This window comes from Arthrobacter sp. P4_H3 (genome assembly GCF_056400885.1).
Window position 1 is genome coordinate 1 of record NZ_JBFUKK010000027.1, and the last position, 24,683, is coordinate 24,683.

The 24,683-nt window shown below is 66.7% G+C and carries 14 protein-coding genes and 2 tRNA genes; 6 read left to right on the forward strand and 10 right to left on the reverse strand.

Features of this window, described 5'->3' with window-relative positions; all coding sequences use genetic code 11:
• Positions 1-261: 261 nt before the first annotated feature.
• The 4 genes from AC1DRE_RS22840 to AC1DRE_RS22855 all read right to left on the reverse strand — a co-directional run bounded on the left by AC1DRE_RS22840 (position 262) and on the right by AC1DRE_RS22855 (position 3,952).
• Positions 262-1,422: a globin domain-containing protein gene (locus tag AC1DRE_RS22840; RefSeq protein WP_476986777.1), complete on the reverse strand. Its 1,161-nt coding sequence runs from the start codon at positions 1,420-1,422 to the stop codon at positions 262-264.
• Positions 1,423-1,581: 159 nt separating this feature from the next.
• Positions 1,582-2,031: an RrF2 family transcriptional regulator gene (locus tag AC1DRE_RS22845; RefSeq protein WP_476986778.1), complete on the reverse strand. Its 450-nt coding sequence runs from the start codon at positions 2,029-2,031 to the stop codon at positions 1,582-1,584.
• Positions 2,032-2,051: 20 nt separating this feature from the next.
• On the reverse strand, positions 2,052-2,522 hold the full coding sequence (locus tag AC1DRE_RS22850; RefSeq protein WP_476986779.1) for a hypothetical protein: 471 nt from the start codon (positions 2,520-2,522) through the stop codon (positions 2,052-2,054).
• 11 nt (positions 2,523-2,533) lie between these two features.
• Positions 2,534-3,952 carry a phosphomannomutase/phosphoglucomutase gene (locus AC1DRE_RS22855; RefSeq protein WP_476986780.1) on the reverse strand — a complete coding sequence of 473 codons (1,419 nt, stop codon included), beginning with the start codon at positions 3,950-3,952 and terminating at the stop codon, positions 2,534-2,536.
• A gap of 150 nt (positions 3,953-4,102) precedes the next feature.
• Between AC1DRE_RS22855 and AC1DRE_RS22860 the strand changes: the two genes are divergently transcribed.
• The gene (locus AC1DRE_RS22860; protein ID WP_476986781.1) at positions 4,103-6,292 is read left to right on the forward strand and encodes a RecQ family ATP-dependent DNA helicase; all 2,190 of its coding nucleotides are present in this window, start codon (positions 4,103-4,105) and stop codon (positions 6,290-6,292) included.
• Positions 6,293-6,385: 93 nt separating this feature from the next.
• Positions 6,386-7,831: an MFS transporter gene (locus AC1DRE_RS22865; RefSeq protein ID WP_476986782.1), complete on the forward strand. Its 1,446-nt coding sequence runs from the start codon at positions 6,386-6,388 to the stop codon at positions 7,829-7,831.
• On the opposite strand, the gene AC1DRE_RS22870 is transcribed toward AC1DRE_RS22865, so the two are convergent.
• The 3 genes from AC1DRE_RS22870 to AC1DRE_RS22880 form a co-directional block, all read right to left on the reverse strand.
• Entirely contained in the window at positions 7,828-9,417 is a 1,590-nt protein-coding gene (locus tag AC1DRE_RS22870; protein ID WP_476986783.1) for a phytoene desaturase family protein, read from the reverse strand. The two genes, AC1DRE_RS22865 and AC1DRE_RS22870, sit on opposite strands and share 4 nt — an antisense overlap.
• A 135-nt stretch (positions 9,418-9,552) precedes the next feature.
• Positions 9,553-9,640: transfer RNA gene (locus tag AC1DRE_RS22875), tRNA-Ser, on the reverse strand.
• A 102-nt stretch (positions 9,641-9,742) separates the two neighbouring features.
• Positions 9,743-12,037, reverse strand: a complete 2,295-nt coding sequence (locus tag AC1DRE_RS22880) for a prolyl oligopeptidase family serine peptidase (RefSeq protein ID WP_476986784.1) — start codon at positions 12,035-12,037, stop codon at positions 9,743-9,745.
• 61 nt (positions 12,038-12,098) lie between these two features.
• On the opposite strand from AC1DRE_RS22880, the gene AC1DRE_RS22885 reads away from it, so the two are divergent.
• Positions 12,099-14,087 carry an FAD/NAD(P)-binding protein gene (locus AC1DRE_RS22885; protein WP_476986785.1) on the forward strand — a complete coding sequence of 663 codons (1,989 nt, stop codon included), beginning with the start codon at positions 12,099-12,101 and terminating at the stop codon, positions 14,085-14,087.
• Between the two features lie 284 nt (positions 14,088-14,371).
• Here AC1DRE_RS22885 and AC1DRE_RS22890 read toward each other — a convergent pair whose 3' ends face one another.
• The 3 genes from AC1DRE_RS22890 to AC1DRE_RS22900 all read right to left on the reverse strand — a co-directional run bounded on the left by AC1DRE_RS22890 (position 14,372) and on the right by AC1DRE_RS22900 (position 20,404).
• Positions 14,372-18,961: an ExeM/NucH family extracellular endonuclease gene (locus tag AC1DRE_RS22890; RefSeq protein ID WP_476986786.1), complete on the reverse strand. Its 4,590-nt coding sequence runs from the start codon at positions 18,959-18,961 to the stop codon at positions 14,372-14,374.
• A 362-nt stretch (positions 18,962-19,323) separates the two neighbouring features.
• Complete coding sequence (locus AC1DRE_RS22895; protein ID WP_476986787.1) at positions 19,324-20,145, reverse strand: VOC family protein; 822 nt, start codon at positions 20,143-20,145, stop codon at positions 19,324-19,326.
• Positions 20,146-20,316: 171 nt separating this feature from the next.
• A tRNA-Ser gene (locus AC1DRE_RS22900) sits at positions 20,317-20,404 on the reverse strand.
• Positions 20,405-20,527: 123 nt separating this feature from the next.
• Between AC1DRE_RS22900 and AC1DRE_RS22905 the strand changes: the two genes are divergently transcribed.
• From AC1DRE_RS22905 to AC1DRE_RS22915, 3 genes are all read left to right on the forward strand, one after another.
• Complete coding sequence (locus tag AC1DRE_RS22905) at positions 20,528-21,511, forward strand: NAD(P)H-quinone oxidoreductase (RefSeq protein WP_476986788.1); 984 nt, start codon at positions 20,528-20,530, stop codon at positions 21,509-21,511.
• Between the two features lie 148 nt (positions 21,512-21,659).
• A complete protein-coding gene (locus AC1DRE_RS22910; protein ID WP_476986789.1) occupies positions 21,660-22,196 on the forward strand; it encodes a PadR family transcriptional regulator in 537 nt (178 codons plus the stop codon).
• A gap of 176 nt (positions 22,197-22,372) precedes the next feature.
• The gene (locus tag AC1DRE_RS22915) at positions 22,373-24,673 is read left to right on the forward strand and encodes a carbon starvation CstA family protein (protein ID WP_476986790.1); all 2,301 of its coding nucleotides are present in this window, start codon (positions 22,373-22,375) and stop codon (positions 24,671-24,673) included.
• Positions 24,674-24,683: the final 10 nt, after the last annotated feature.

Consider the following 24,683-nt stretch of genomic DNA (forward strand, 5'->3'; position numbering starts at 1 on the left):
GCGGCGGGACCAGCGCACGGCGGGCGCACGGCGGTAGGCACGGAGACGTTGAACCGTTCCGCGGCCCGGCGCAACGGCCACCCGTCCACCACGATGCAGCGGGCCAGCTGCAGACGCCCCGAATAGGCCAGAAACGCGTTACGGTGGGACACGAGGACCTCCTGGTTTGTGTTTGCTCTCGACAAGCACCACACAACACCCGGAGGTCCTCTTATTGCGTCAAATCAGTCCCCGTGTCATCAACCTGCCGGGACAGTACAACTAGCTCGCCAGCCAGATGTCCGGGCCGAAGACCTCGTAGTGGATCTTCGTGGCAGGGATTCCCGCATTGATGGCCTCGTTGCGGATGTGCTTCATGAACGGCAGCGGTCCGCAGAGGTACAGCGAAGCATTTGCGGGCAGGTCCACTTCACGCAGCGACATGAAGCCGGCGTTGGAACCGGCCTGCGGTTCTTCCAGCCAGAGCTGGAGGTCGGCTCCCTCGAGGCGTTCGACGTCGTCCGTCATCTGGGAGCGCAGCGCCCAGGATTCCAGATCGCTTTCCGCGTGCAGGACCAGGACCTGGCGGTCCGAGCCGGCGTCCGCGAGGGAGCGCAGGATGGACGCGGTCGGCGTGCAGCCGATGCCGGCGGAGGCCAGGACCACCGGACCCTCGCCTTCCTTGAGCGTGATCTCGCCGTAGGGGTTGGAGATCTCGAGGATGTCGCCCACCTGGACGGTGCCGTGCAGGACGGGGGAGACTTCGCCACCGTCGTCCTTCTTGGTGGTGAAGCTGCGGCTCGTGCCGGCGTCGCCGGAGAGTGAATACTGGCGGACCTGGCGCAGCCCGTCCGGGAGGGTGACCTTGACGCTGACGTACTGGCCGGGCAGGGCGGGCGTGATGGGGGTGTCGTCGGCCGGTTCCAGGGTGAAGGTTATCGAGCCGGTGCCGGCGGGGGTCTTGGCGGCGACCTTCCAAGGGCTCCACATCGTGCCGTTGGCCTGCGCGGCGTAGAGGCCCTTTTCGAGCTTGATCAGGGCGTCCGCCATTAGCCAGTAGACCTCGGTCCAGGCTTCGGCGATTTCCGGCGTGATGACCTCGGCCAGGTCTTCGGCGATGGCGGCGAAGAGGTGCTCGTAGACCACCTGGTATTGAGGTTCGGTGATGCCGAGGGAGGCGTGGCGGTGGGCGATACGGGCCAGTACGGTCTCGGGCAGGGTGCCGGGGTTGGTCACCAGGTGGGTGGCGAAAGCTGCGATGCTTCCGGCCAGGGCCTGCTGCTGGTTGCCGTTGCGCTGGTTCGAGCGGCTGAAGAGCCCGTCCAGCAGCTCCGGGTGCGCCGCGAAGAGCCGGGCGTAGAACTTGGGGGTGATTTCGCCGATCCGGGAACCGACCAACGGGAGGGTGGCCTCAATGACGGGGCGGGATTTGTCCGAGAGCATGCGTACTCCTGAGGTAGGGGCCCGGGACGTACATCCGGACCGCGGCCAATACATGTATTTGAAATACAAGTATTTATACCTAAGTTCTACACTTCGTAGAAGAGATATCCAAATCGAGGACGAGGGATCCGGAAATGGCGGTCTGCCGGGACCCGGGAGTCAGAGCCCCGGGCGGAGCCCGATCGCCTGGAACACAGGCGCCATCTGGCGGGTTCCGGGAAGGGTGGACACCACGATGTCGTCGAGCTCCCGGTAAAAGGCTTCGCGTGCGCGCGAGAGGGCACCGCGAAGCCGGCATTCGTTGATGAGCGGGCAGTCGCCGTTCAATGAATGGCAGTCGGCCGGATCCACGCGGGTGTTCAGGAGCCGCAGCAGCTGGCCCACGGTGGCCCTGCGTCCGGCGTCGTTGAGCCTGGAGCCGCCGTTCCGGCCCCGTTCGACGTCGATCACGCCAAGTTCACGGAGTTTGGCCATGGCCTTGCTGACGTGGTTGTACGGGGTGCCCACGGCGTCGGCGATGCTCTGCGTGGTCAGCAGGTTGCCGTCAGGGACTGCGGACAGCACCATCATGGCCCGCAGGCTCACATCCGCGAAGGCATTGATCTTCATGTCATCAACCTAGTGGAAGTCTAGTCCACCCAGATGGCGGGCTCGTTGGAATCAGCTGAAAGCTGCCCGAACTCCCATTCGCGTGACTCGGTGTTGGGTTCGTAGGGCAGGACGGCGGCGAATACGGACCCGTCACGGTGCTCGGCCGCCACGTGGATGGCATCCGTGTCCTCTTCCAGCAGCGTGATGTCGCAGACCACGGCGGCGGCACGGAAATCGTCCCGGTTCTGCCGGAGCAGTTCCGTGAGGTCGCCGATCATCGTATCGGCATCGAATTCACCCTCCGAGCCGTCCTCGGCGTCCGCAGGGGTGACGGCGACGAGGCGCACCTCGCCGTCGTTCTCCACCACGAGTGCGAAGGGCAGGAACCCGCCATTGCGCCCGAGCTGTTCCTGTGCCGCGCCGACGCCCGTGCCCAGCAGGTTTTCCAGGTCGGTGGCCGTGGCCTCGGGCACAGAGTCCCGCCAGGGCGTTCCGGAAAGTTCAGCCATGCGGGGGGGGCCTAGCCGTTGACCAGGGCAAGCACGCGGTCGCGGATGCGTTCCATCGTGGCCCGGTCCGTGGCCTCGGCGTTCAGGCGAAGGAACGGTTCGGTGTTGGACGGGCGCAGGTTGAACCACCAGCTGCCGTCGCGGGCAGTGAACGTGCTGCCGTCCAGCAGGTCGACATCCACGTCTTCGCCGGCAAAATCGGCACGGACCCGCTCCACGGCGCCTGCCTTGTCGTCAATTTCGGAGTTGATTTCCCCGGAGGAAACGTAGGGTTCGTACTCGTGGCCGAGCTCGGACAGCGGGCCGTCCTGCTCGCCGAGGGCGGCCAGGACGTGCATGGCGGCCAGCATGCCGGTGTCTGCATTCCAGAAGTCGCGGAAGTAGAAGTGCGCGGAGTGCTCCCCGCCGAAGACGGCGCCTTCCTCTGCCATGACGGCCTTGATGAACGAGTGCCCGACCCGTGTGCGGACGGCGCGGCCGCCGTCGTGCGCCACCAGTTCCGGAACGGCCTTGGAGGTCAGCAGGTTGTGGATGATGGTGGGCGTTTCCTCACCCTGTGCCTTGGCGCGCGCGATCTCGCGGCGGGCCACCATACCGGTGATGGCCGACGGCGAGACGGGGTTGCCCTTCTCGTCGATGACGAAGCAGCGGTCAGCGTCGCCGTCGAAGGCCAGCCCGATGTCCGCACCGTGCTCGATGACGGCGGCCTGCAGGTCCAGCAGGTTTTCCGGCTCGAGCGGGTTGGCCGGGTGGTTCGGGAAGGAACCGTCCAGCTCGAAGTAGAGGGGAATGATGTCGAACGGCAGCTTGGGCAGGAGGGCGTCGCCGAGCACCGCCGGGGTGGTCAGGCCTGCCATGCCGTTGCCGGCGTCCACCACCACCTTCAGGGGGCGGGATCCCTTGAGGTCCACGAGCTTGCGCAGGTATTCGGAGTAGTCCTTGAGGACATCGTGGACTCCGATGAGGCCGCGCGTGCCCGCGGCCGGGATGGATCCGGCGTGGAGGTAGTCCTCCGCGCGGGCCTGGATTTCCTTCAGGCCCGACTCCGAGGAGATGGGCTGGGCTCCGGCCTTGGACATCTTGATGCCGTTGTATTCGGCGGGATTGTGGCTGGCGGTGAACGTGGCTCCGGCCGCGTTGAGCGCACCGCAGGCGTAATAGAGCTCGTCCGTGGAGATGAGGTCCAGCAGCTGGACGTTTGCTCCGCGGGTGGCAGCGCCGTTGGCGAAGGCCTTGCTGAACTCGGGGGAGGAGGGGCGCATGTCGCCGCCCACCAGAACCGTCTGGCCCTCGAGCTTCAGGACATCCACGAACGCGGCGCCTACGGCTTCGACGATTTCGGCCGTTATGGATTCGCCCACAATGCCACGCACGTCGTAGGCCTTGAACGATGCCGAAAGGTCAAAAGTCTTTGTCTGGTCGCTAGTCACGCGTTCCATCTTACGTTGAAGCGCAGTGCGGCTGTGGAGGAGTAGTTGAGTTACGCGGGCGTGCCGTGCAGGCCCGGGTGTGAAATCTGCTGTCCACATGGCGGGAGCCTGAACTTCCCGGCTGTCAGAGGGGGCTGGGATACTGGACCAATGGCCAATAACCAGAATGCTTCAGTCCTTTCCGCTTCCGTCGATCTTCCCGCAGGTGAAACGGGCACCCGGGACCAGGCCCTGGAAGTGCTGCGAAGCCTGGTGGGACATCCGGAAGCCCGCTTTCATGACGGCCAGTACGAGGCCATTGAGGCGCTGGTCGACCGCGGCCGCCGCGCCCTGGTGGTGCAGCGCACCGGCTGGGGAAAGTCGGCCGTCTACTTCGTGGCCTCGCTGCTGCTCAGGCGCCGCGGAGCCGGCCCCACACTGATCGTGTCGCCGCTGCTGGCGCTGATGCGGGACCAGGTCGCGGCAGCGGCCCGGGCCGGTGTCCGCGCCGTCGCCATCAACTCGGCCAACCAGCTGGAGTGGGATGCTGTCCGCGGGCAGCTGGCTGCGGACGAGGTGGACGTGCTGCTTGTTTCGCCGGAGCGGCTCACCAATCCGTCCTTCCGGGAGAACCAGCTTCCGGAACTGATCCGCCGCACCGGACTCCTGGTGATCGACGAGGCACACTGCATCTCGGACTGGGGCCATGACTTCCGCCCTGATTACCGGCGCATCGCGGACCTCATCACACAGCTTCCGGACACCGTGCCTGTGCTGGCCACAACCGCAACCGCCAACTCCCGCGTGGTCCACGACATCGAGGAACAGCTGGGCGACGGCGTGCTCACCATCCGCGGCGCCCTGGGCCGTGAGTCGCTTCGGCTCGGTGTGCTGAGCCTGCCGGACTCCCGCGACCGGCTGGGCTGGCTGCTGACCCACCTGGCGGACCTGCCGGGCAGCGGCATCATCTACACCCTCACAGTCTCCGCTGCCGAGGACACCGCCCGCCTGCTCGCCGAGGCCGGCCATGAGGTGCTCGCCTACACGGGGCGCACGGACCCCGCGGACCGTGAACGGGCTGAGCAGCTCCTCAAGGACAACGAGGTCAAGGCGCTGGTGGCCACCTCGGCCCTTGGCATGGGCTTCGACAAACCTGATCTGGGATTCGTGGTGCACCTGGGTGCGCCATCCTCCCCGGTGGCCTATTACCAGCAGGTGGGCCGTGCGGGGCGTGGCGCGGCCAACGCCGATGTCCTGCTGCTGCCCGGCTCCGAGGACCGCGACATCTGGCAGTACTTCGCCACGGCATCCATGCCGTCGGAGGAAAAGGCCGCGGCGGTCCTCAGTGCGCTGGCCGAGGCTGGCGCCGCTGTATCCACCGTGGCCCTCGAAGCCCGTGTGGACCTGCGGCGCACGCCGCTCGAACTGCTGCTCAAGGTCCTGTCCGTGGACGGTGCAGTGGAGCGCGTGGGCGGCGGCTGGCGTTCCACGGGCCAGCCCTGGACCTACGACGCCGAACGGTACACGCGCATTGCCGAGGCCCGGGTCGATGAACAGGATTCCATGGTGATCTACCAGGACACGGCCGGGTGCCGGATGGAGTACATCACCTCGGTGCTGGACGACGAAACGGCCCACGCGTGCGGCCGCTGCGACAACTGCGCCGGACGCTGGTTCCCGGCGGACATCGCGTCAGCTGCAACGGAAGCGGCGGGGCAGACGCTCAGCCGCGCCGGCATCGCACTGGAGCCGCGCCTGCAGTGGCCCAGCGGCATGGACAGGCTCGGCGTGACCGTCAAGGGCAAGATCAAGCCGGATGAAAGCCTGGCCGAGGGCCGGGTGCTGGCCCGTCTGACGGACCTCGGCTGGGGCGGTGCACTACGGGAAATTTTCGCATCAGGAGCCGCGGACCGCGAGGTGGACCCCGCCATGCTCCAGGCCTGCGTCCAGGTCCTCCGCGAGTGGGGCACAGGAAACGGACGCAACCCCGGCTGGAGCGGTGCCGGACGTCCCGCAGCCATCGTCAGCATCCCGTCGCGCAGCAAACCCGCCCTCGTGGGCTCCCTGGCGCGGGGCATCTCCGAAATTGGCCGCATACCGTACCTGGGTGAGCTGCAGTTGGAGCACGGCGGACCCACCGGCGGGCGCGGCGGCAACAGCGCTTACCGGCTGGCCGGAGTCTGGGAACGCCTCGCCGTGGGACCTGAGCTGGAAGCCGCGATGGCCGGCATCCAGGGGCAGAGCATCATGCTGGTGGACGACCTCACGGACAGCCGCTGGACGGTCACGGTCGCCGGCCGGGCCTTGCGTCGGGCCGGGGCCGGTGCGGTGCTTCCCCTTGTGCTGGGACAGGCAGGGTAGGGCCTTCCGCCGGGTCCGCGTAAGGGGCTGACTTATTCTGGCTCCGTGCCTGGCACGCCTATAGGATCACCGAATGAGTCCAGGCCAGGAGCCATGAGTGAACCACTGAACAACGCCGCGTCGGCTGTCCGCCAGGAGTGGCAGCCCCGGCTGGCACTGCTCGTTGCTGCGACGTTCTTTATGGAGTTCCTGGACGGCACGGTGCTGACCACGGCCATCCCCAGCATTGCGGGGGATTTCGCCGTGGCGCCGGCGGACGTCAACATCACCATGACGGCCTATCTCATGACGGTGGCCATGGGCATTCCGGTCAGCGGGTGGCTGGCCGAACGGGTAGGCGCCCGTCGTGTCTTCTGCGCCGCCATCGCCGTGTTCACCATTGCCTCGCTTTTGTGCGCACTGAGCCAGGACCTCACCATGCTCACCGCCAGCCGCGTCCTGCAGGGCGCGGGCGGCGCCATGATGGTGCCGGTCGGCACGCTCTTGGTGCTGCGCCGGACCCCCAAGGAGGACCTGCTGCGGGCTACGGCCTACCTGGTGTGGCCGGGCCTGCTGGCGCCGGTCCTTGCGCCGTTGGTGGGCGGAGCGCTGACCACGTTCCTGTCGTGGCACTGGATCTTCCTGATCAACATTCCGTTGGGACTGGCTGCGTTCATTGCTGCCCTTCGGCTGGTCCCCAAGGGAGCGGGAGACCAGTCCCGGCGCCTTGACTGGGTAGGGCTGCTGCTGACGACGCTGGGCGTGGGTGCCCTGGTGGTGGGCCTCGAACTCGCCACTGCCCACCCCTCGGGACCGTTCGGGGCGATCTGCGTGGCCGCGGGCTTCGTGTCGATCGCGGGGGCGGCCCTGTGGTTGAGGCGCACCTCCAACCCGCTCTTCCAGCTGAATGTCTTTGCCACCCGGACGTTCCGGGCAACGTCCACGGGCGGGTTTGTCTACCGCCTGACCATCAGCGCGGTCCCTTTCCTGCTGCCGCTCATGTTCCAGGATGGTTTCGGCTGGGATCCCCTCCATGCGGGCATCATGGTGGCCGCGGTTTTCGTCGGCAACATCGGCGTCAAACCGGCAACAACGCCGCTCATCCGCAGGTTCGGCTTTAAGCCCGTCCTCGTTTTCGCGTCGCTCGCATCGGCTGCAACTTTTGCCGTGTGCGCCCTGCTGGACGCCGGAACCCCGGAACCGCTCATCTTCGCCCTGCTGGTCTGCAGCGGCGCGTTCCGCTCCATCGGTTTCTCGGCGTATGCCTCCATCCAGTACGCCGACATTGTCCCCGGGCAGCTGCCGTCCGCCAACGCGATTTCGGCAACCCTGGTCCAGCTTGCGGCCGGTGCAGGCATCGCCGTCGGTGCCCTGTTCCTCCGGCTCTTCGCCGCCCCGGGCGCCTTCGGGGCAGACCCCGTTGCGCCTTACCGGGGCGCCTTCCTGGCCATCACGGTTCTGATGCTACTCAGCACCGCCGACAGCCTGGCGCTGCACCGGCAGGCCGGAGCCGAAGTAAGCCGCGGGCGCACCGCGGCGCCCAAGGCCGCGAACCCCTAAGACTCCAGCACCGCCATGGCCGCGTTGTGGCCGCCAAGGGCGCTCACTGCCCCGCCGCGCCGTGCTCCGGAGCCGCACAGCAGGATCCGGGGATCGTCGGTGGCCACACCCCAGCGCTGTGCCGGTGTGTCCAGCGGGGCGTCGTCCTCGGCGAACGGCCAGTCGAGCCCACCGTGGAAGATGTTGCCGCGGGGCATGCCCACGGCACGCTGGATATCCAACGTGGTTTTGGTTTCGATGCACGGGGTTCCGTCGGCGCTCGTCAGCAGCAGCGGCTCTACCGGCTCCGCCAGCACTGAGTTGAGGGATTTCACGACGGCGGCCTGCAGCGCCGCCCGCATCTGGTCGTTGTTCGCCGCCGTGATGAGCCTGTCCGGAACGTGCAGTCCGAAAACAGTCAGGGTGTGGGCGCCGGACGCCTGCAGCTCCGGTGAGAGGATGCTGGGATCGGTCAGCGAATGGCAGTAGATCTCGCACGGCAGCGGATCCGGGACTGTTCCCTGCTCCGCTGTCAGGTAGGCGTCGTCCAGCTGGGTCCAGGTTTCGTTGATATGGAACGTGCCGCCGAAGGCCGCCTCCGGGCTGACGCGGCTGTCCAGCAGCCGCGGCAGCCGCTTGAGCAGCAGGTTCACCTTGACCTGTGAACCCTCGCGCTGGTGGTTCGGATTTGGGGGCTCCCCGGTGCTGCTGCCCCGCAGCCTGTCCAGGACCGCGGGCGCGACGTTGGACAGGACCCAGCCCGCGGAGACTGAATGTTCCCGGCCGCCTTGGCGGTAGTCTACCGAGCCGCCGGACCGGACGGCCGTGACCTCGGCAGACGTCAGGATGGCGGCGCCGGCTTCGCGGGAGGCGCGCTCGAGCTCGCCCGAAACCGCCCCCATGCCACCGATGGGAACATCCCAGTCACCGGTTCCGCCGCCCAGGAGGTGGTATAGGAAGCAGATGTTCTGCTGGAGGTCGGCGCCGTCCGCCCGGGCGAAGGTCCCGATCAGGGCATCCGTAAGGACCACACCGCGCACCAGGTCGCTGTGCAGCCTGCTGGTGATGGTTTCGCCAAGTGGCTGCTCGACCAGCGATGCCCACACCGCCCCGGCTCCGGCCGCGGTGGCGAGCCGCTCGGCCTGCGACCTCGTAAGCAACGGCGATGTCATGGTGGGCCACAGTGTTCCGGTGAGCTTCCGGCACTCCGCGTAGAAGTGTTCGAAGCCGGCGGCCTCGGTGGCCGGCGCCCCCGCTGCGGCGAATGATGCGGCCGTTGCCCCGGCATCGTCGTTGTCGATCAGGAGGCCCCGGCCGGGGTTTGCCGGGTCCGGCGTATAGGAGGAGTAGCGCCGGCGGGCGAGCCGGATCCGCAGTCCGAGATCATCAACGATTTCCTGCGGCAGCAGGCTCACCAGGTAGGAATACCGGGAAAGCCGCGCGTCGACGCCGTCGAACGCCTGGGCCGAAACGGCAGCGCCGCCGGCGTGGTCCAATTTCTCCAGGAGCAGGACGTCCCGCCCGGCCCTGGCCAGATAGGCGGCGGCCGTCAGGCCGTTGTGCCCGCCGCCGACAATAACCACATCATGCTTGCTGCTGCTCGCCATCTGGCCATCCTGCCACCCCGCGCACCTTCCCGGCGGGACGCCAAACGCGGGAGTAACCACGGACACGGAGCAGGCCCGGAACGCAGAAGGTACCGGGAACGCAAAAGGCCCCGGTCCAAAGACCAGGGCCAAACGCGGAGACGGGGGGATTTGAACCCCCGGTGGAGTTGTGCCCCACACTTCATTAGCAGTGAAGCCCATTCGGCCGCTCTGGCACGTCTCCAATTGCTATTCCTAGCCCACCAAGGATACGCAGAACGGGGCATTCAGTGCAAAACGGCACCAAAACGAGCCAACCGGGATGCGCAGGGACCTGCCGCGGGAGCTACCCGTCTGAGCGGCCCGCCAGGGAACGCCACAGGAAATGCTGGCTGCGGCTCTGCAAAGCGGCCGCCTGCCGGTTGTCGGAAGCGCCGGCGTGGCCGCCCTCCAGCGCCTCGTGGAACCAGACGTTGGGGATGCCCATGGCCTGCATCCGGGCCGCCATCTTGCGCGCCTGCACGGGCCCCACGCGGTCATCGGACGTTGCAGTCCAGATGAAGGTCTCCGGGTAGTCCACGCCGTCGTGAAGGAGGTGGTACGGCGAGAACGTCCGGATGAACTCCCACTCCTCAGGAACATCCGGATCCCCGTATTCGGCGATCCACGAGTGCCCCGCGGACAGCTTGGTGTAGCGGCGCATGTCCAGCAGCGGCACCCCGCAGGACACCGCACCGAACAGCTCCGGGTACCGTGTCAGCATGTTGCCCACCAGCAGCCCGCCGTTGGAGCCGCCCACGCAGCCGAGCCGCTCCTTGGACGTGACTCCGCGCGAGATCAGGTCCCGGGCCACGGCTGCGAAGTCCTCGAACGCGCGGTGGCGCTTTTCCTGCAGCGCCGCGCGGTGCCACGAGGGCCCGTACTCGCCGCCGCCACGGATGTTCGCCACCACGTAGACGCCGCCGCGGGCGTGCGCCGGGCCGCCGTCGGCTCCGCCGGGTCCGTCCGTCCGCCGTTCCAGCCAGGCCCGGCCGATTGCGCCGCTGTAGGCAGGCGTCCGCGAGACTTCGAACCCGCCGTACCCGGACAGCTGCGTGGGATTCTGGCCGTCGAGCACCAGGTCCCTGGAAGCCACCTGGAAGTAGGGGACCCGGGTGCCGTCGTCGGACACGGCGAAGTGCTGCTGGACCTCGTAGGCGGAATCGTCAAAGTAGGACGGCGAGGTGCGGATCACCGCGTGCTCGCTCACCACACCGCCTTCCCCGCTGCGGCGAAGCGTCCCCCGGGTCAGGGTGCTCGGTGTCGTAAAGCCGGTGGCCACGAGCCAGAAGTCATCCCCGGCGCCGGGAGCTTCCCCCTCCGGCACGGGCACGGTGCCGCCGGTGCCGGTGCCGTCGTCGTCATCGTGCTCCTCGTCGAGGTCGACGCTGTCGTCCTCGTCGTCAACGGCGAAGGCGTTGACGTCATGCAGCGGCGGGCAGGCGTCCAGCAGGCTGGAGGCCCAGGCCGAATCAGTTCCGGGCCGTTCCGGGTCCAGGACGCGGATCTCCGAAGAGACATCCCGAAGGAGGTTGAGGAGGAGGAAGTTCCGGGTCCAGCTCCAGGACTGCAGCGACGTGTGCGCGTCCGGGGTGAAGAGGACCTGGAGTTCGCGGCTGCCGGCAAGGTAGCCCTCGAAGTCCGCCGCGAGCAGCGAGCCGGCCGGGTACGTGGTTCCGTTGACGTCCCAGTCGCCCTGCGGGCGGAACAGCAGCCACCCACGGTGCACGCTCAGGTTGACGTCGGTCGGGGCGTCGATGACAACCCACTCCCCGTCCCGCAGCACGGACGTGTTCCTGTTGAAGAAGCTGATCCAGTCCATGGCGAAGGTTCGCTCGTACCCCGGTGTGGAGTCATGGGCAACCAGCGCCATCATGTGGTCCTCGGGAATTTCAAACACCTGTTCGGCGGAGGCGAGCGACCCGCCGCGGGGAAGCCTGACGGCGGTGCGTGCGTAGGACGAGGACGTCTTGGGCATGCCTTCGGCCGTGCTGGCCACCAGCAGCGTGTCCCGGTCCAGCCAGGAGGCGTTGCCCTTGGCCGTGGGGAGGTCGAACCCGCCGGATGCGGGATCGACGAACGTCCGGGTCTCGACGTCGAACTCACGGTAGCGGTTGGCATCCCCGCCGTCGGGGGAGAGGGCCAGCAGCGCCAGGCGGTGCGGTTCGCCGGCTGAAGGACGTAGGAAATTGGCGCCGTGGAATACCCACTCCTCGCCTTCGGCAATGGCGAGGGCATCGACGTCCAGCAGCACATCCCATTCGGGCGACCCGCTCCGGTAGCTGTCCCAGGACGTCCGTCGCCACAGGCCCTTGGGGTTCTGTCCGTCGCGCCAGAAGTTGTAGTACCAGTCGCCGTGCTTGCCCACCATGGCGATCTTGTCCGTGGAGTCAAGCACCTCCAGGATGCGGCTTTCGAGCCTGGCATAGTCGGCATCCTCGAGCAGGTCCTCGGTGCGGGCGTTCTGTTCACGGACCCAGGCCAGCGGTTCTTCGCCGTAGATCTCCTCGAGCCAGATATTCTCGTCGGTCGGTTCGGGCGCTTTCCCCGCGGAGGAAGGGGCGCCGGACGCGGGCTGCTGATCAGCTGCTGTGGTGGTCATGGCCCCTACGAAACAACATCGCCGCGCAGCTAGCAAGTCACATGCGGATACTCTGGATGGCGTGGGCATATCGCAAAGCATCCGGACGGCACTAATAGGGGCCGGACCCCGCGGTACCAGTGTCCTGGAGCGGCTCCTGGCCAACTGGCGCCTCAGGAACCCCTCCGCTTCCGTGCCGGGCGGCGCCCCGGGCCTCCACATTGACGTGGTGGACACCTACCCTGCCGGGCCGGGCCATGTGTGGCAGCCCGGCCAGTCGCGGTTGTACCTGATGAACACGCAGGCGTTTTATCCCACAGTCATTCCCGAAGACCCTGAACTGGCGGCACCGGTTGCGGGGGCCACCTTCGACCGGTGGCGGGCCGCACAGCAGGACAATCCGCTCGCGTCGCTGACCGAAGACGAACGGGCCGAACTGTCCGGCCTCGGGTCGCAGGACTTTCCGAGCCGTGCCATCTACGGCCGCTACCTGCGCTCCACCCTCGACGAGCTGCTGGCCCACCTCCCGGCAGGCGTGACCGTCCGGTTCCACCGCACCACGGCCACAGCTGTCCGGCCGGCAGGCAACGGAACGTTCGACGTCGAACTCGAGGACGGCGGGCCGCTCACCGTCGGTTCCGTGGTGCTGGCCCTGGGGCATCTCGAGTCCAGGCTCAACGCCGAACAGCGCGAGCTCCAGGCAGGTGCCGGCCAGCTGGGGCTCCTGTACCTGCCGCCGGCAGCACCGGCCGACGTCGACTGGTCCGTAGTGCCCGCGGGCCAGCCCGTGTTGGTCCGCGGCATGGGGCTGAACTTCTTCGATGTGATGGGGCAGCTCACTGAAGGGCGCGGCGGGAAGTTCGTGGCAGCCGAGGCCGACGGGAGCCCGGCCGCGGGTCCCCGGCCGGTGCGGACCGAACTGGAGTACATCCCGTCCGGGGACGAGCCGCTGATTATTGCCGGCTCACGGCGCGGGACGCCATACCGGGCCAAAGCGAACCTCGCCGGGTACTACCCGGCCGGTGTGACGCTGCGGTACTGCACCGAGGGGGCCGTCGGACGGTTCGCGGCTGCGGGAATCATTCCCGGCTTCGATCACGATCTCTGGCCCCTCCTGCAGCGCGACGCCCTCTGGGCCTACTACTCCACCCTGGTCCGCACCCGCCCGGACGCCGTCACCGAGCCCGCGGAGTTCCTGGCCATGCTCCAGGAGACGATGCGGCCTCACGCCCACAGCGTTTCCCATTGGGAGGCCGAAGCCGACGTGCTGATCGCCAAGCATGTGGCGCCGGGCCAGCGCCTGAACCTCCCGGGCCTCGCAGCACCCTTGGCCGGACGGTCCTTCGCGACGCGGGCGGACGTGGATTCCGCCGTCGTGGAGTACCTGCTCGATGACGCCCGGCGCTCGGCCCTGGGCGAGGACGACCCGGTGAAGATGACCATCGGGGCGCTGCACCACGGCAGGGCTGTGCTGAAATCGGCAGTGGCCGACGGCGGCATCACCGATGAGTCCTGGGTTGCAGGCCTCCGGGGCTGGTTCGAGTCGTTCGTCGAAGGACTGGCCAGCGGCCCGCCCGCCATCCGCGCGGAGCAGCTCGCAGCGCTCGCAAGGGCGGGAGTGGTCAGTTTTGTGGGCCCGGACCCGAAATTCGCGCTCGACCGCAATGCCGGCACCTTCTCGGCGGCATCTCCGTGGGTCAGGGACGGCGCAGTCCACGCCCGCACCATGATCGAGGCACTCGCTCCCGCCAACAGGGTTGCCGTGAACGTGTCCCCGGTACTGGAGCAGCTCCTGGCCGACGGCCTGGTGCGGCCGCGCCTGATGATGACGGTGGAGGGAATCCCGGTGGAGACCTCCGGCCTGGATGTCAGTCCGCACCCCTACCGGCCGGTGGGCGCCAACGGATCCGTCACGGAGGGGCTGTACGTGCTGGGCCTGCAGCTCTCCGCAGCGCAGTGGGGCACCGCCATTGCCGCGGAGTCGCGTCCGCAGAGCGGGCCGGTGTACCGCAGCGGCCAGCGGACCCTGCGCGACGCCGACGAAATAGCCCGGCACATCCTGGACCGCTGACTCCCGGCGGCCCAACCCAACGCCCCGACGCTCTCTCACTTTTGGGGTCTTTTGGGCGGACCCTCTCTCACTTTTGGGGTCTTTCGGGCGGACGATCTCTCACTTTCTTCGAGGTAGTGAGAGAGCGTCGCGGGAAGACCTGCAGGAAGTGAGAGAGCGTCGCAGGTAGACCGGCGGACCCTCCCGCACCGGCTCCACATGAAACGTGCCCCGCCCCGGACCCGGACTCCGAGGGGAATCCGTGTCCGGGGCGGGGCACGTTCGTTTCCTGTCAGGCTTGGAAACTAGCCCTTCAGGCACTTCCGGTACTGGAGCCAGGCCACGCCGTACCTGATCCAGCCCGGGAAGTCGTACCACGTGGCGGGCGGCACAGGCGCCGTGCAGACCGGCGGGACCGGGCCGCTGGCGGCAACCTGGACTGCGGCCTTGACCACGGTCCCGGATTCGCCCGCGGTCAGCACCAGGGTTCCGGTGCCGGAGGCTGCGCCGGCCGGAACCTTCACATCCACTGCCGCCGCGCCCGCTGACACCGGGACGGCGCCGAGCTGCGTCACGGTGCCCGCGGAGTCCGTGAAGGCCGCCGAGAGCGAGGTGTTGACCGGGCTGCCCAGGGACGTGAGATCCAGTTTGGAGACAGCCAGCGTGATGGAGTCCCCGGCCTTGACCTCCGCTGCCGTGGAGTTCACCATAGCGACGGTTCGGCGGGCAAAGTCCGGCGAGGCCGGATTGTGGTCCTGCAGGTACTTGATCCAGGCATCGCGGTCCACCAGGCCGGAGTCCTTGGTGCCGGCGCCGTCCTTGAATATCCGGAAGTTGTCGCCGCCGGTTGCCAGGAAGCTGAAGGTGCCAATGCGGTAGGACTTGGCCGGATCGATGAGGGCACCGTTGACCCGGATGGACGTGATGCGGTCACCTGCGGCGCGGGCGGCGTCGTAGGTGTAGTTGACGTTCTTGGACAATCCCAGTTGCTGGTAGGCGCGGCTGGGGACCGTGCCGTCCGGGTTGGTCTGCCACTGCTGTTCCAGGAGCGTCTTGAACTGTGTTCCGGTCAGCGACGTGGTCCAGAGGTTGTTCACGAACGGAAGCACGGCATTCGCTTCCGCGTACGTAATGGTTCCGTCCGGCGCGTAGTACAGCTCGTTACGCAGTCCGCCGGGGTTCACGACGCCGATTTCGGCGGCGCCGAGGTCCGGTGCCTTGAGGGCGTCCACGAGTGAATCGGCCACGAGGTTGCCCAGGGTGGACTCGTTCGCGCGGTCGTCACGGGACGCCGGGCTGGTGGCCGTGGCGGGCGTGAAGGCGGTGGTGATATCGGCGGTGACCTTGCCGACCGGTTGGTTGCCGATCACGGCGGCGTCCGCCAATGCCTTATCGACGATCGCCTTGACGGCTGCCACGCGCGGGTACTTCGCCACGAGGTCCGCGGCCGTTTCGGCCTCGGTGGGCACGGTCCGCTTGACGTTGCCGGCTTGGTAGCCCGTCACCTGCATGGTCGTTGTATCAACCGTCAGCTGGATCTGGCCGATGAATTCGCCGTAACTGCCGGTCTGCACGATGGGGCGGGTCTTGCCTGTCGGCTGGCCGCTGGCATCGAGCACCGGGGCATCCCAGGAGTACTGCTTGTGGGTGTGGCCGTTGAAAATCGCGTCCACCTCGGGAGGGGTTTCATTGACCAGCTTGGCGAAGGGACCGCCGGCGGCGACTTCCTGCTCCAAAGTGGAGCCGTCCGGCGTACCGGACCCGGCGCCGTCGTGGTTTTCCACGATGATAATGTCGGCGAGCTTTTCGCCGGTGATCTTCTCGGCAACGCGGTTGATCGCCTCGACAGGATCCCCGAACTCAAGCTCGGTGATGCCCGCCGGGGTAACCAGCGAGGGCACTTCCTGGGTGACTGTGCCGATCACAGCCACCTTCACGCCGTTCATCTCCAGCACGGTGTATTCCGGCAGGGCCGGTTCCGTGGTCCCCTTCTTGTAGACGTTGGCGCCGAGGTACGGGAACCTGGCATTCGTTCCGCCCGCGACGACGCGGTCGCGCAGGTCCGCCCAGCCGCCGTCGAACTCGTGGTTGCCTACTGAGGACGCCCTCAGTTCGAGGGTGTTCAGCACATCGAGGGTGGGCTGGTCCTTGGCGACGGCCGAAGCGAACAGCGAGGCCCCAATGTTGTCTCCCGCGGACAGGAACGCCGTGGCGCCGGGCGCGGCAGCCTCGCGGAGCTTTTCGATGGTTGCCGCGAACAGGACGGTGTTGGAGTCGATGCGTCCGTGGAAATCGTTGATGCCCAGGAAGTTCAGGTCGACGCTCGCCGGGGTGACAGGTGCGGCCGGCAGGTCCAGGCCCACCACCACGGGATCGTGGTCGCTGGCCCTGAACTGGTCCGGCGCGTAGTAGCTGGTCACATTGTTGTTATACCGGCTGTACTCCAGCGCCACGGACTCTACGGAGTTAATGTTCCAGATGTCGGCGCCGGTGACCACAGCGTTCGCACCCGGCGACGCAAGGACGTGGTCCAGGGAACCCGCCAGGCCACCGAAGAGGTACGAGTGCTTGGCGGTCCCGTCGGCGTTCCTGGCCTTCTCGTCCTGGTTGGCGTAACCGGCAGCCGTGAGGACGTTGATGGGGTCTTCCTTGGCGTAGGCGTTGAAGTCGCCCATCAGGAAGACCTTGTCCGTGCCCTTCGAAGCCTGGAGGTCGTTGGAGAATGCGAGGAGCGACTTGGCCTGCTCAGTGCGGGCAAGGTTCGAGGCGCCCTGGCCCTTGTCGGTGTCCTCCGGAGTGGCAGCCGATCCTTTCGATTTGAAGTGGTTGGCAATGGTGATGAACTTCTTGTCGTCGGACGCGCCAACAGGTTTGAACACCTGTGCCAGCGGCTTGCGGGCACTGGCGAAGGCAACTGTGTCGTTGTGGATGATGGATTCGCCCACCGGCTCCGCCGCGGCCTTCTTGTAGATGAACGCCATGCGGATCATGTCCTCGTCAGCCAGCGGGGGAGCGTTGGCAGGAGTGCGGACGTAGTCCCAGATGCCGGGCGTGGCAATGTTCAGGGCGTCCACCAGTTTGGCCAGGGCATCGTCGCGGTCCTTGCCGAACTGTGCCGAGTTCTCGACCTCCATAAGGGACACGACGTCGGCGCCGGACTTGCCGATGGCCGCCACGATCTTGTCCTGCTGCCGCTTGAGGTTCTCAGCGTTGGCGGCACCGCGGGCGTCACAGCCGCCCCGGACAGTGATCGGGTTGCCGTCACGGTCCTTGTAGAACGTGCAGCCTGCGAGCTGGTCGCCGGTGGTGGGGAAGTAGTTCAGCACGTTGAAGGAGGCAATCTTCAGGTTGCCTCCGACTGCGGCCGGGGTCTCGGCGCGGGTGGCGCCGAAAGTTGCCGGCTGGACAATGCCCGCATTTTCCGGCGTCAGGTGGGTCAGCGGCTGGAGCTTCCAGGCGTTGTTGGCGTAGCTGAGCACCACGTCGGTTTGGAACGTCACCGGCGAACCCACCCGGACGGGGTCCGCAGTGGTCAGGTACGGCAGCACCTGTGCCTTCGTCGTGGCGTCCTTGAGGAAGTTGGTGGTGGCACCGTCGTCGAGCTTGATACCGCTGGCGGCGTTGGCCGCCACAATGGCCGTGTAGTCAGCCGAACCGTACGGGGCGACGGCGGTGGGCTGTTCGAGCGGAGCGGTCCCGCCTGCCAGGCCGATTTCGCCGTACTGGTTCAGGGAGTAGTTGTCGGTGACGGTCACCGGGCCCTGCGGAGTCAGCAGCATGCCTTCGAGCGATTCGCGGAAGGCTTCGTCCGCCGGGAGGGCGAAGCCGGTGGACTTCACTTCCGGAGCAGCCTCGGCCAGCTTGGTCAGGCCGGCGGCGTCAGTCACGTTCACCTGTGTCATGCCGAAGTACTCGCTGACGGCGCCGGTGATTTCGACGTAGTCGCCGACCGTGACGGACCCGACGGCGGCGGGGGAGTAGACGAAAACAGCGTCCGACGCCGTGTGGTTGGCCGGGGTCAGATCGCCGCCGGTTCCCGGCGTCTGGACGTAGAACCCGGCGAAACCGCCGGTGGGGAACGCCGCGGTCACCTTGCCCCGGGTAGTGACAGTGGCGCCGACGAACGGGCTCGCCGCACCGGAACCCTGGATTTCGGCGATGGTCCTGGCCGCGGGGGCAGGGGGCGGATCCACCGGATCAGGATCGACGGGATCCGGATCGACACTGCCGCCGGCAGCTGCGGGCGTGATGGTGGCGCTGAGCGCGAAGTCGGCGGCGTTGTTGTTGCCGTCCGCTCCGTTGGAGCGGTTCAGGCTCTTGACGTCGGTGTTCCCGGCCGGCGCCGCCGCTGCCTGGGTCTCGAAGGTGTTGGATGTACCGTAGCCCAGCAAGTCCGCAACGTTGGCGGGCTCGATCACCGAACCGGTGGCCAGCGGGCTGACGGCAGTGGCCTGCCTGGCCAGGATCAGCGTTCCTGCCGTACCGGAGGGGTTCAACCCGGTGGCCACGGCGTCGGGCGCGGGCAGCTCGGCGGCCGTGGACGTGGCGTTGTTTGTGCCGCCCTGGACCAGGTAGTGCCCCTTCGCAGGGATGCTGCCGCTGAGGGCCGCGACCCCGTTCGGCGCGGACGTGCCCCCGGCCGAGCGGTACTGAAGGGACCAGCCGTCCAGCGATACCGGCGCATCAGAGGTGTTGTACAGCTCCACAAACTTGTGCTTGTAGGCTGCGCCGGTGCTGCCGCCGCTGAGGTAGGCCTCGTTGATGACGACGGGCGATGTACCTGCAGCGGCTGGCGGGACCTCCGCTGCAAACGCCGGGACGGCCGTCAACGGAGCGGCGATGAGCCCCGCTGACAACGCCGTGCCCAGCGCAATTTTCCAAGGTGTGCGTTTCATCCGCTCTAACTCTCATTAGGGTGCCCCGGGTAAGGGGCTCAGTGGAATGTGTCCGGCTTGTGGCGACGGACAAAGGGCCCGGACTTTACTCCTGGTCAAGTAGTTTCCGGCACAGCAAAACAGGGTTGAATGAACGTGCGATTGATTGAGCGTGCATTCTGCGAGACGTCCCCCAGCGAAACGTTCACGCCGGCCCCGGGGGGTGGCATCGGCCCGGTTCCGGCAACGGTGTTTTGTTTGGTGTGCATGCCGGCCCACCCCATGTGCCGGACATGGCAAAAGAATACCGGCCAGTAGCTCGGATAGGAGCCGCTGGCCGGTATTTCTTAAATCAATTTTCGTAAATGGAACCCCCGGACGTTTTAGGCCCCGGCGGTGTCTCCTGACGCGGCCGCATCGCCGGCTCCCTGCCCGGTATCTGCCACGATCTTGAACATTGCACCGGTGGGGTCGGCAAGGGTGGCGAGTCGGCCGAACGGAGTATCGTCCGGTCCGTCGATCACCTGCGCGCCAAGTTCGACGGCCTTTGCGATCGAGGCATCCGCGTTCTCGACGGCGAAATAGACCTGCCAGTTGGACGGAACCTCGGCCGGCAGGTAGCCCGAGGCGTCCATGATGCCGGCCTTCGCTGCATCCCCTGCGCCCAACGTGGTGTATCGGAACTCGGGAGTGTCGCTCATGACATCGGTTTCCCAGCCGAAGACGTCCTGGTAGAACTTCACGGCGGTGGCGTAGTCCTTGGTGTGGAGTTCGTGCCAGGCTGCTGCGCCGGGCTCGGCGACGAGCTGGTAACCCGTCATTTCCCGCGGCTGCCAGATTCCGATGGCTGCTCCGGTGGCATCTCCGAACATGGCCATCACGCCCTGTTCCGGGACGTCCATGGGCGGCATGAGGACCTGGCCGCCGTGCTCGGTGACGGCGGCTGCCGTGGCGGCGGCGTCGTCCGAGCGCAGGTAGGTCGTCCACACGTCCGGCATCCCGGCCATGGTGTCATCCTTCTGCATGATTCCGGCCACGGACTTGCCGTTCTTCCAGGCTGTGATGTAGCCGCCGTATTTCTCCTCGTCGCCCGTCTGGAAGTCCCACTCGAACAGTTCTCCGTAGAACTGCTTGGCCCTGGCGGCGTCCGAAGTCATGAGGTCGATCCAGCTGGGCGCGCCGGGAGTGATGTCAGGGCTGGGCATAGTGGCTCCTGTCGGTATCCGCGGCAACAGGGCCGCGGTCAAGGGATGGTGGGTGAAGACAAACCAGACACTATGCCGGAGCACCGACACTTTCAATGGTCCCGGTCCAAACGTTCCCTTAACGGAAAATGCCCCGGGGCCTGATGGTTCAGGGCCCCGGGGCATCGTTCGCGGAAGGTAAGAGATTCGAACTCTTGGTACGGGGTTACCGCACACTGGTTTTCAAGACCAGCTCCTTCGGCCGCTCGGACAACCTTCCTTACCGAGTAGTGTTTCATAGGCAGTTGGCTGCGACAAAAACCGTCCGGAGTATTTGCGGGCCGGCGCGGCCGCTGCACACTATTTTTTGTGGCAGGAAGCAGCTAGGAATCGGGAGTTCTCCATGAAGGCCGTCTACATGAGCAAGGCCGGCGGGCCCGAGGTGCTCGAAGTGCGCGAGGTTCCGGCGCCGGTTCCGGGCCCGGGTGAGGTGCTGATCGACGTCGTCGCCGCGGGACTCAACCGTGCCGACGTCCAGCAGCGCAGGGGCTTCTACCCGCCACCGCCCGGCGCCTCAGAGATCCTTGGCCTGGAAGTTTCCGGCCGGATAGCCGGCTTCGGCCCGGACGTGTCCAAGCCGTTTTCCGTGGGGGAGAAGGTTGTGGCGCTGCTTGCGGGCGGCGGCTACGCGCAGCAGGTGGCGGTCCCCGCCGAACAGGTGCTGAGGATTCCCGGCGGCGTGGATCTGGTCACCGCCGCTTCCCTCCCCGAAGTGGCGGCCACCGTCTACTCGAACCTGATTATGACGGCGCAGCTCCACCCGGGTGAGACCGTGCTGATCCACGGCGCCACGGGCGGCATCGGCACCATGGCCATCCAGCTTGCCAAGGCGTTCGGCGCCAAGGTTGCCACCACCGCCGGCACCGCAGAGAAGGTGGGGACCGCCAAGGCCTTCCTGGGTGCAGACATCGCCATCAATTACACCGAGGAGGATTTTCCGGAATCCCTCCGGGCGCAAAACGGCGGCCGGGGCGCCGACGTCATCCTTGATGTCGTGGGCGCCAAGTACCTCCAGCAGAATGTTGATGCGCTGGCGGACTACGGCCGGCTCATCGTGATCGGGCTCCAGGGCGGCACCAAAGGGGAGCTGGACCTCGGGAAGCTCCTCAGCAAGCGGGCCGCGATCATCGGCACCGCGCTGCGCCCGCGTTCGGTGGCCGAGAAAGGCGTGATCATGAACGCGGTGCGGGAATCCGTGTGGCCGCTCCTGACCGACGGGAGCATCCGGCCCCTGGTGGCCAAGACTTTCCCTCTGGACCAGGTGAGCGCAGCCCACGAGTACTTCGACTCCGGCGACCACGTGGGGAAGGTCCTCCTGGTCATGTAGCGGTACCCGCGGGTGAAGCGGGACCCGCCGCGAATGAATACCCAGTATTGCCCCCGGCGCTAAATCACGCTACTGTAATTCCATACGCGGTATGCACGCGTCTTGGGGGCGCGTGTATGCCGTCGTCTTTGCGACATCAGGGGGCAGCATGTCCATTCGTCATAGTCTCCTTGCCCTGCTCCAGGACAAACCCCGTTACGGGTACCAGTTGAGGGTCGAGTTCGAGGACCGCACCGGGTCCGCCTGGCCGCTGAACATAGGGCAGGTTTACACCACGCTGGACCGGTTGGAGCGGGACGGACTGGTCAGGAACGATGGCGGCGACGGCGAAGGCCACGTCATCTACAGCATCACGGACGCAGGCCGGAGCGAAGTCGTTGGATGGTTCCAGGCTCCGGTGGGCCGCGGCAACCCTCCCCGGAACGAACTTGCCATCAAGCTGGCCCTCGCCGTGACGATCCCCGGGGTGGATGTCGCTGCCGTCATCCAGGCACAGCGAGTCGCGTCGGTGAGGGCCCTGCAGGACTACACCAAGTCCCGTCGTGACACTTCTGCCAACCAGCGCAGGGCGGACACTGCATGGCTGCTGGTGCTTGATTCGCTGATCTTCCAGACCGAAGCCGAGGTCCGGTGGCTGGACCTCTGCGAGGCACGGATGGCCCAACTGAACAGCGCGGCCCCCTAGCCCCGCCAGCCACGGCGACGACGGAGGGCGCCGAATTCCTGCCGCTTAACGCTTCCCTCCGACCGTTCGGCGAGGGACGCACGGCCCCGTCCCAAAACCAATATCCCGGTCCCGGGCCCCCTGCTATGGTGCCATGGGGCAGATCACTCTTAAGCTGGGGTTCTCGAGGAGGAGACATGGGCAAAATGCCAGATGGCAAGGCACGGACGGCACTGGACGACGACGTGCTGGTACCGGATCCAAAGCTTCCGCCAACGTCGGTGGACGAGGTGGCACTGGAGGCCGAAGAGCGCAAGTGGACACCGACGAAGATCGCGATCTGGGCCACCATCGCACTGCTTGGCGGTGTGGCCTGGTTCATGCTGGCCATTGTCAGGGGGGAAACAGTCAACGCGATCTGGTTCGTGTTTGCCTCCGTCTGTACGTACCTGATCGGCTACCGCTTCTACTCCAAGGTGATCGAACGCTACATCACCAGGCCGAACGACCGCCGAGCCACTCCCGCTGAGTACAAGGCGGACGGCAAGGACTACGTCCGCACCGACCGCAACGTCCTGTTCGGCCACCACTTCGCGGCAATCGCCGGGGCCGGACCGCTGGTGGGCCCGGTCATTGCGGCCCAGATGGGCTACCTGCCCGGCACTATCTGGATCATCATCGGCGTCGTCCTGGCCGGAGCGGTGCAGGACTACCTCGTACTGTTCTTCTCGATGCGGCGCGGCGGCCGCTCGCTGGGCCAGATGGCCCGCGAGGAACTCGGCGTCATCGGCGGCACCGCAGCCCTGGTCGCCACCATGCTGATCATGGTGATCATCGTGGCCATCCTCGCCCTCGTCGTCGTGAACGCCCTGGCCGAAAGCCCCTGGGGCGTCTTCTCCGTAGGCATGACCATCCCCATAGCGCTGTTCATGGGCGTGTATCTCCGCTTCCTGCGGCCCGGCAAGGTCCTGGAGGTCTCCCTGATCGGTTTCGTCCTGCTGATGGCCGCGATCATCGGCGGCGGCGCCGTAGCCAGCACCGAGTGGGGTGCGGCGTTCTTCCACCTGGACAAGCTCACCATCGCCTGGGGCCTCATCGTGTACGGCTTCATCGCCGCAATCCTGCCCGTGTGGCTGCTCCTGGCACCCCGGGACTACCTTTCCACGTTCATGAAGATCGGCGTCATCGTCATGCTGGCCCTGGCCATCATCGTGGTGCGACCTGAAATCACGGTTCCCGCCTTCAGCGAATTTGCCAGCCGCGAGAACGGGCCGGTGTTCCCGGGGGCCCTCTTCCCGTTCCTCTTCGTCACCATTGCCTGCGGCGCGCTATCCGGGTTCCATGCCCTGATCTCCTCCGGCACCACACCGAAGCTGATCGAAAAGGAACGCCAGACCCGCCTGATCGGCTACGGCGGCATGCTGATGGAATCCTTCGTGGCCATCATGGCCCTCGTGGCAGCCATCTCCATCGACCGCGGGCTGTACTTCGCCATGAACTCCCCGGCCGCCCTGACCGGCGGCACGGTGGAAACCGCCGCCACCTGGGTCAACAGCCTGGGGCTTGCCGGCGTCAACATCACGCCCGATCTGCTCTCCGAGACGGCCGCCAACGTCGGTGAGGAAAGCATTGTCTCCCGCACCGGCGGTGCCCCCACCCTGGCAGTGGGGCTCGCCCACATCATGCAGCAGTTCATCGGCGGCACGGCCATGATGGCCTTCTGGTACCACTTCGCCATCATGTTCGAAGCACTGTTCATCCTGACTGCCGTGGATGCCGGGACCCGCGTGGCCCGCTTTATGCTGCAGGACTCCATCGGCAACTTCATCCCCAAGTTCAAGGAACACTCCTGGCGGCCGGGGGCCTGGCTCTGCACGGCCATCATGGTGGGCGCCTGGGGCGCGGTCCTGCTGATGGGCGTCACTGACCCGCTGGGCGGCATCAACACGCTGTTCCCGCTGTTCGGCATAGCCAACCAGCTGCTCGCGGCGATCGCGCTGTCCGTCTGCATGGCCATCGCCGCCAGGCGGGCCTCGTTTAAGTACCTTTGGATCGTGGCGCTTCCGCTTGCCTTTGCAGCGGTCGTCACCATCACCGCCAGCTTCCAGAAGATCTTCTCTACTGTTCCGGCGGTGGGTTACTTCGCCAATAACGCGGCGTTCGCCAAGGCACTGGCTGACGGCAAGAAGGAATTCGGCACGGCCAAGACTGTCGCGGCCATGGAAGCCGTGGTGCGCAACACCATGATCCAAGGCTGGCTGTCGGTGATCTTCGTGGTGCTGAGCATCATCGTCATCATCACGGCGATCGTGGCAACCGCAAAGGCGTTCCGCAACGCACGGGACGGCGTCGCCCACACGGACCACGAGGACCCGGCCGTGCCGTCCCGGGGCTACGCTCCGGCGGGTTTGATTCCCACGGCGGCAGAGCGGGAACTCATGGCCGAGTGGAACAAACTTCCCGCCGAGCTGCGGCTCGAAAAGCCCGGGCACCACTGATGCGGTGCCG

What these genes read in the sequence shown, in the direction of transcription:
- AC1DRE_RS22850 (WP_476986779.1), bottom strand. Translation starts at nt 2,522, where the DNA reads ATGGCTGAACTTTCCGGAACGCCCTGGCGGGACTCTGTGCCCGAGGCC.
- AC1DRE_RS22895 (WP_476986787.1), bottom strand. Translation starts at nt 20,145, where the DNA reads ATGCCCAGCCCTGACATCACTCCCGGCGCGCCCAGCTGGATCGACCTC.
- AC1DRE_RS22910 (WP_476986789.1), top strand. Translation starts at nt 21,660, where the DNA reads ATGTCCATTCGTCATAGTCTCCTTGCCCTGCTCCAGGACAAACCCCGT.
- AC1DRE_RS22845 (WP_476986778.1), bottom strand. Translation starts at nt 2,031, where the DNA reads ATGAAGATCAATGCCTTCGCGGATGTGAGCCTGCGGGCCATGATGGTG.
- AC1DRE_RS22915 (WP_476986790.1), top strand. Translation starts at nt 22,373, where the DNA reads ATGGGCAAAATGCCAGATGGCAAGGCACGGACGGCACTGGACGACGAC.
- AC1DRE_RS22860 (WP_476986781.1), top strand. Translation starts at nt 4,103, where the DNA reads ATGGCCAATAACCAGAATGCTTCAGTCCTTTCCGCTTCCGTCGATCTT.
- AC1DRE_RS22865 (WP_476986782.1), top strand. Translation starts at nt 6,386, where the DNA reads ATGAGTGAACCACTGAACAACGCCGCGTCGGCTGTCCGCCAGGAGTGG.
- AC1DRE_RS22905 (WP_476986788.1), top strand. Translation starts at nt 20,528, where the DNA reads ATGAAGGCCGTCTACATGAGCAAGGCCGGCGGGCCCGAGGTGCTCGAA.
- AC1DRE_RS22840 (WP_476986777.1), bottom strand. Translation starts at nt 1,422, where the DNA reads ATGCTCTCGGACAAATCCCGCCCCGTCATTGAGGCCACCCTCCCGTTG.
- AC1DRE_RS22880 (WP_476986784.1), bottom strand. Translation starts at nt 12,037, where the DNA reads ATGACCACCACAGCAGCTGATCAGCAGCCCGCGTCCGGCGCCCCTTCC.
- AC1DRE_RS22890 (WP_476986786.1), bottom strand. Translation starts at nt 18,961, where the DNA reads ATGAAACGCACACCTTGGAAAATTGCGCTGGGCACGGCGTTGTCAGCG.
- AC1DRE_RS22870 (WP_476986783.1), bottom strand. Translation starts at nt 9,417, where the DNA reads ATGGCGAGCAGCAGCAAGCATGATGTGGTTATTGTCGGCGGCGGGCAC.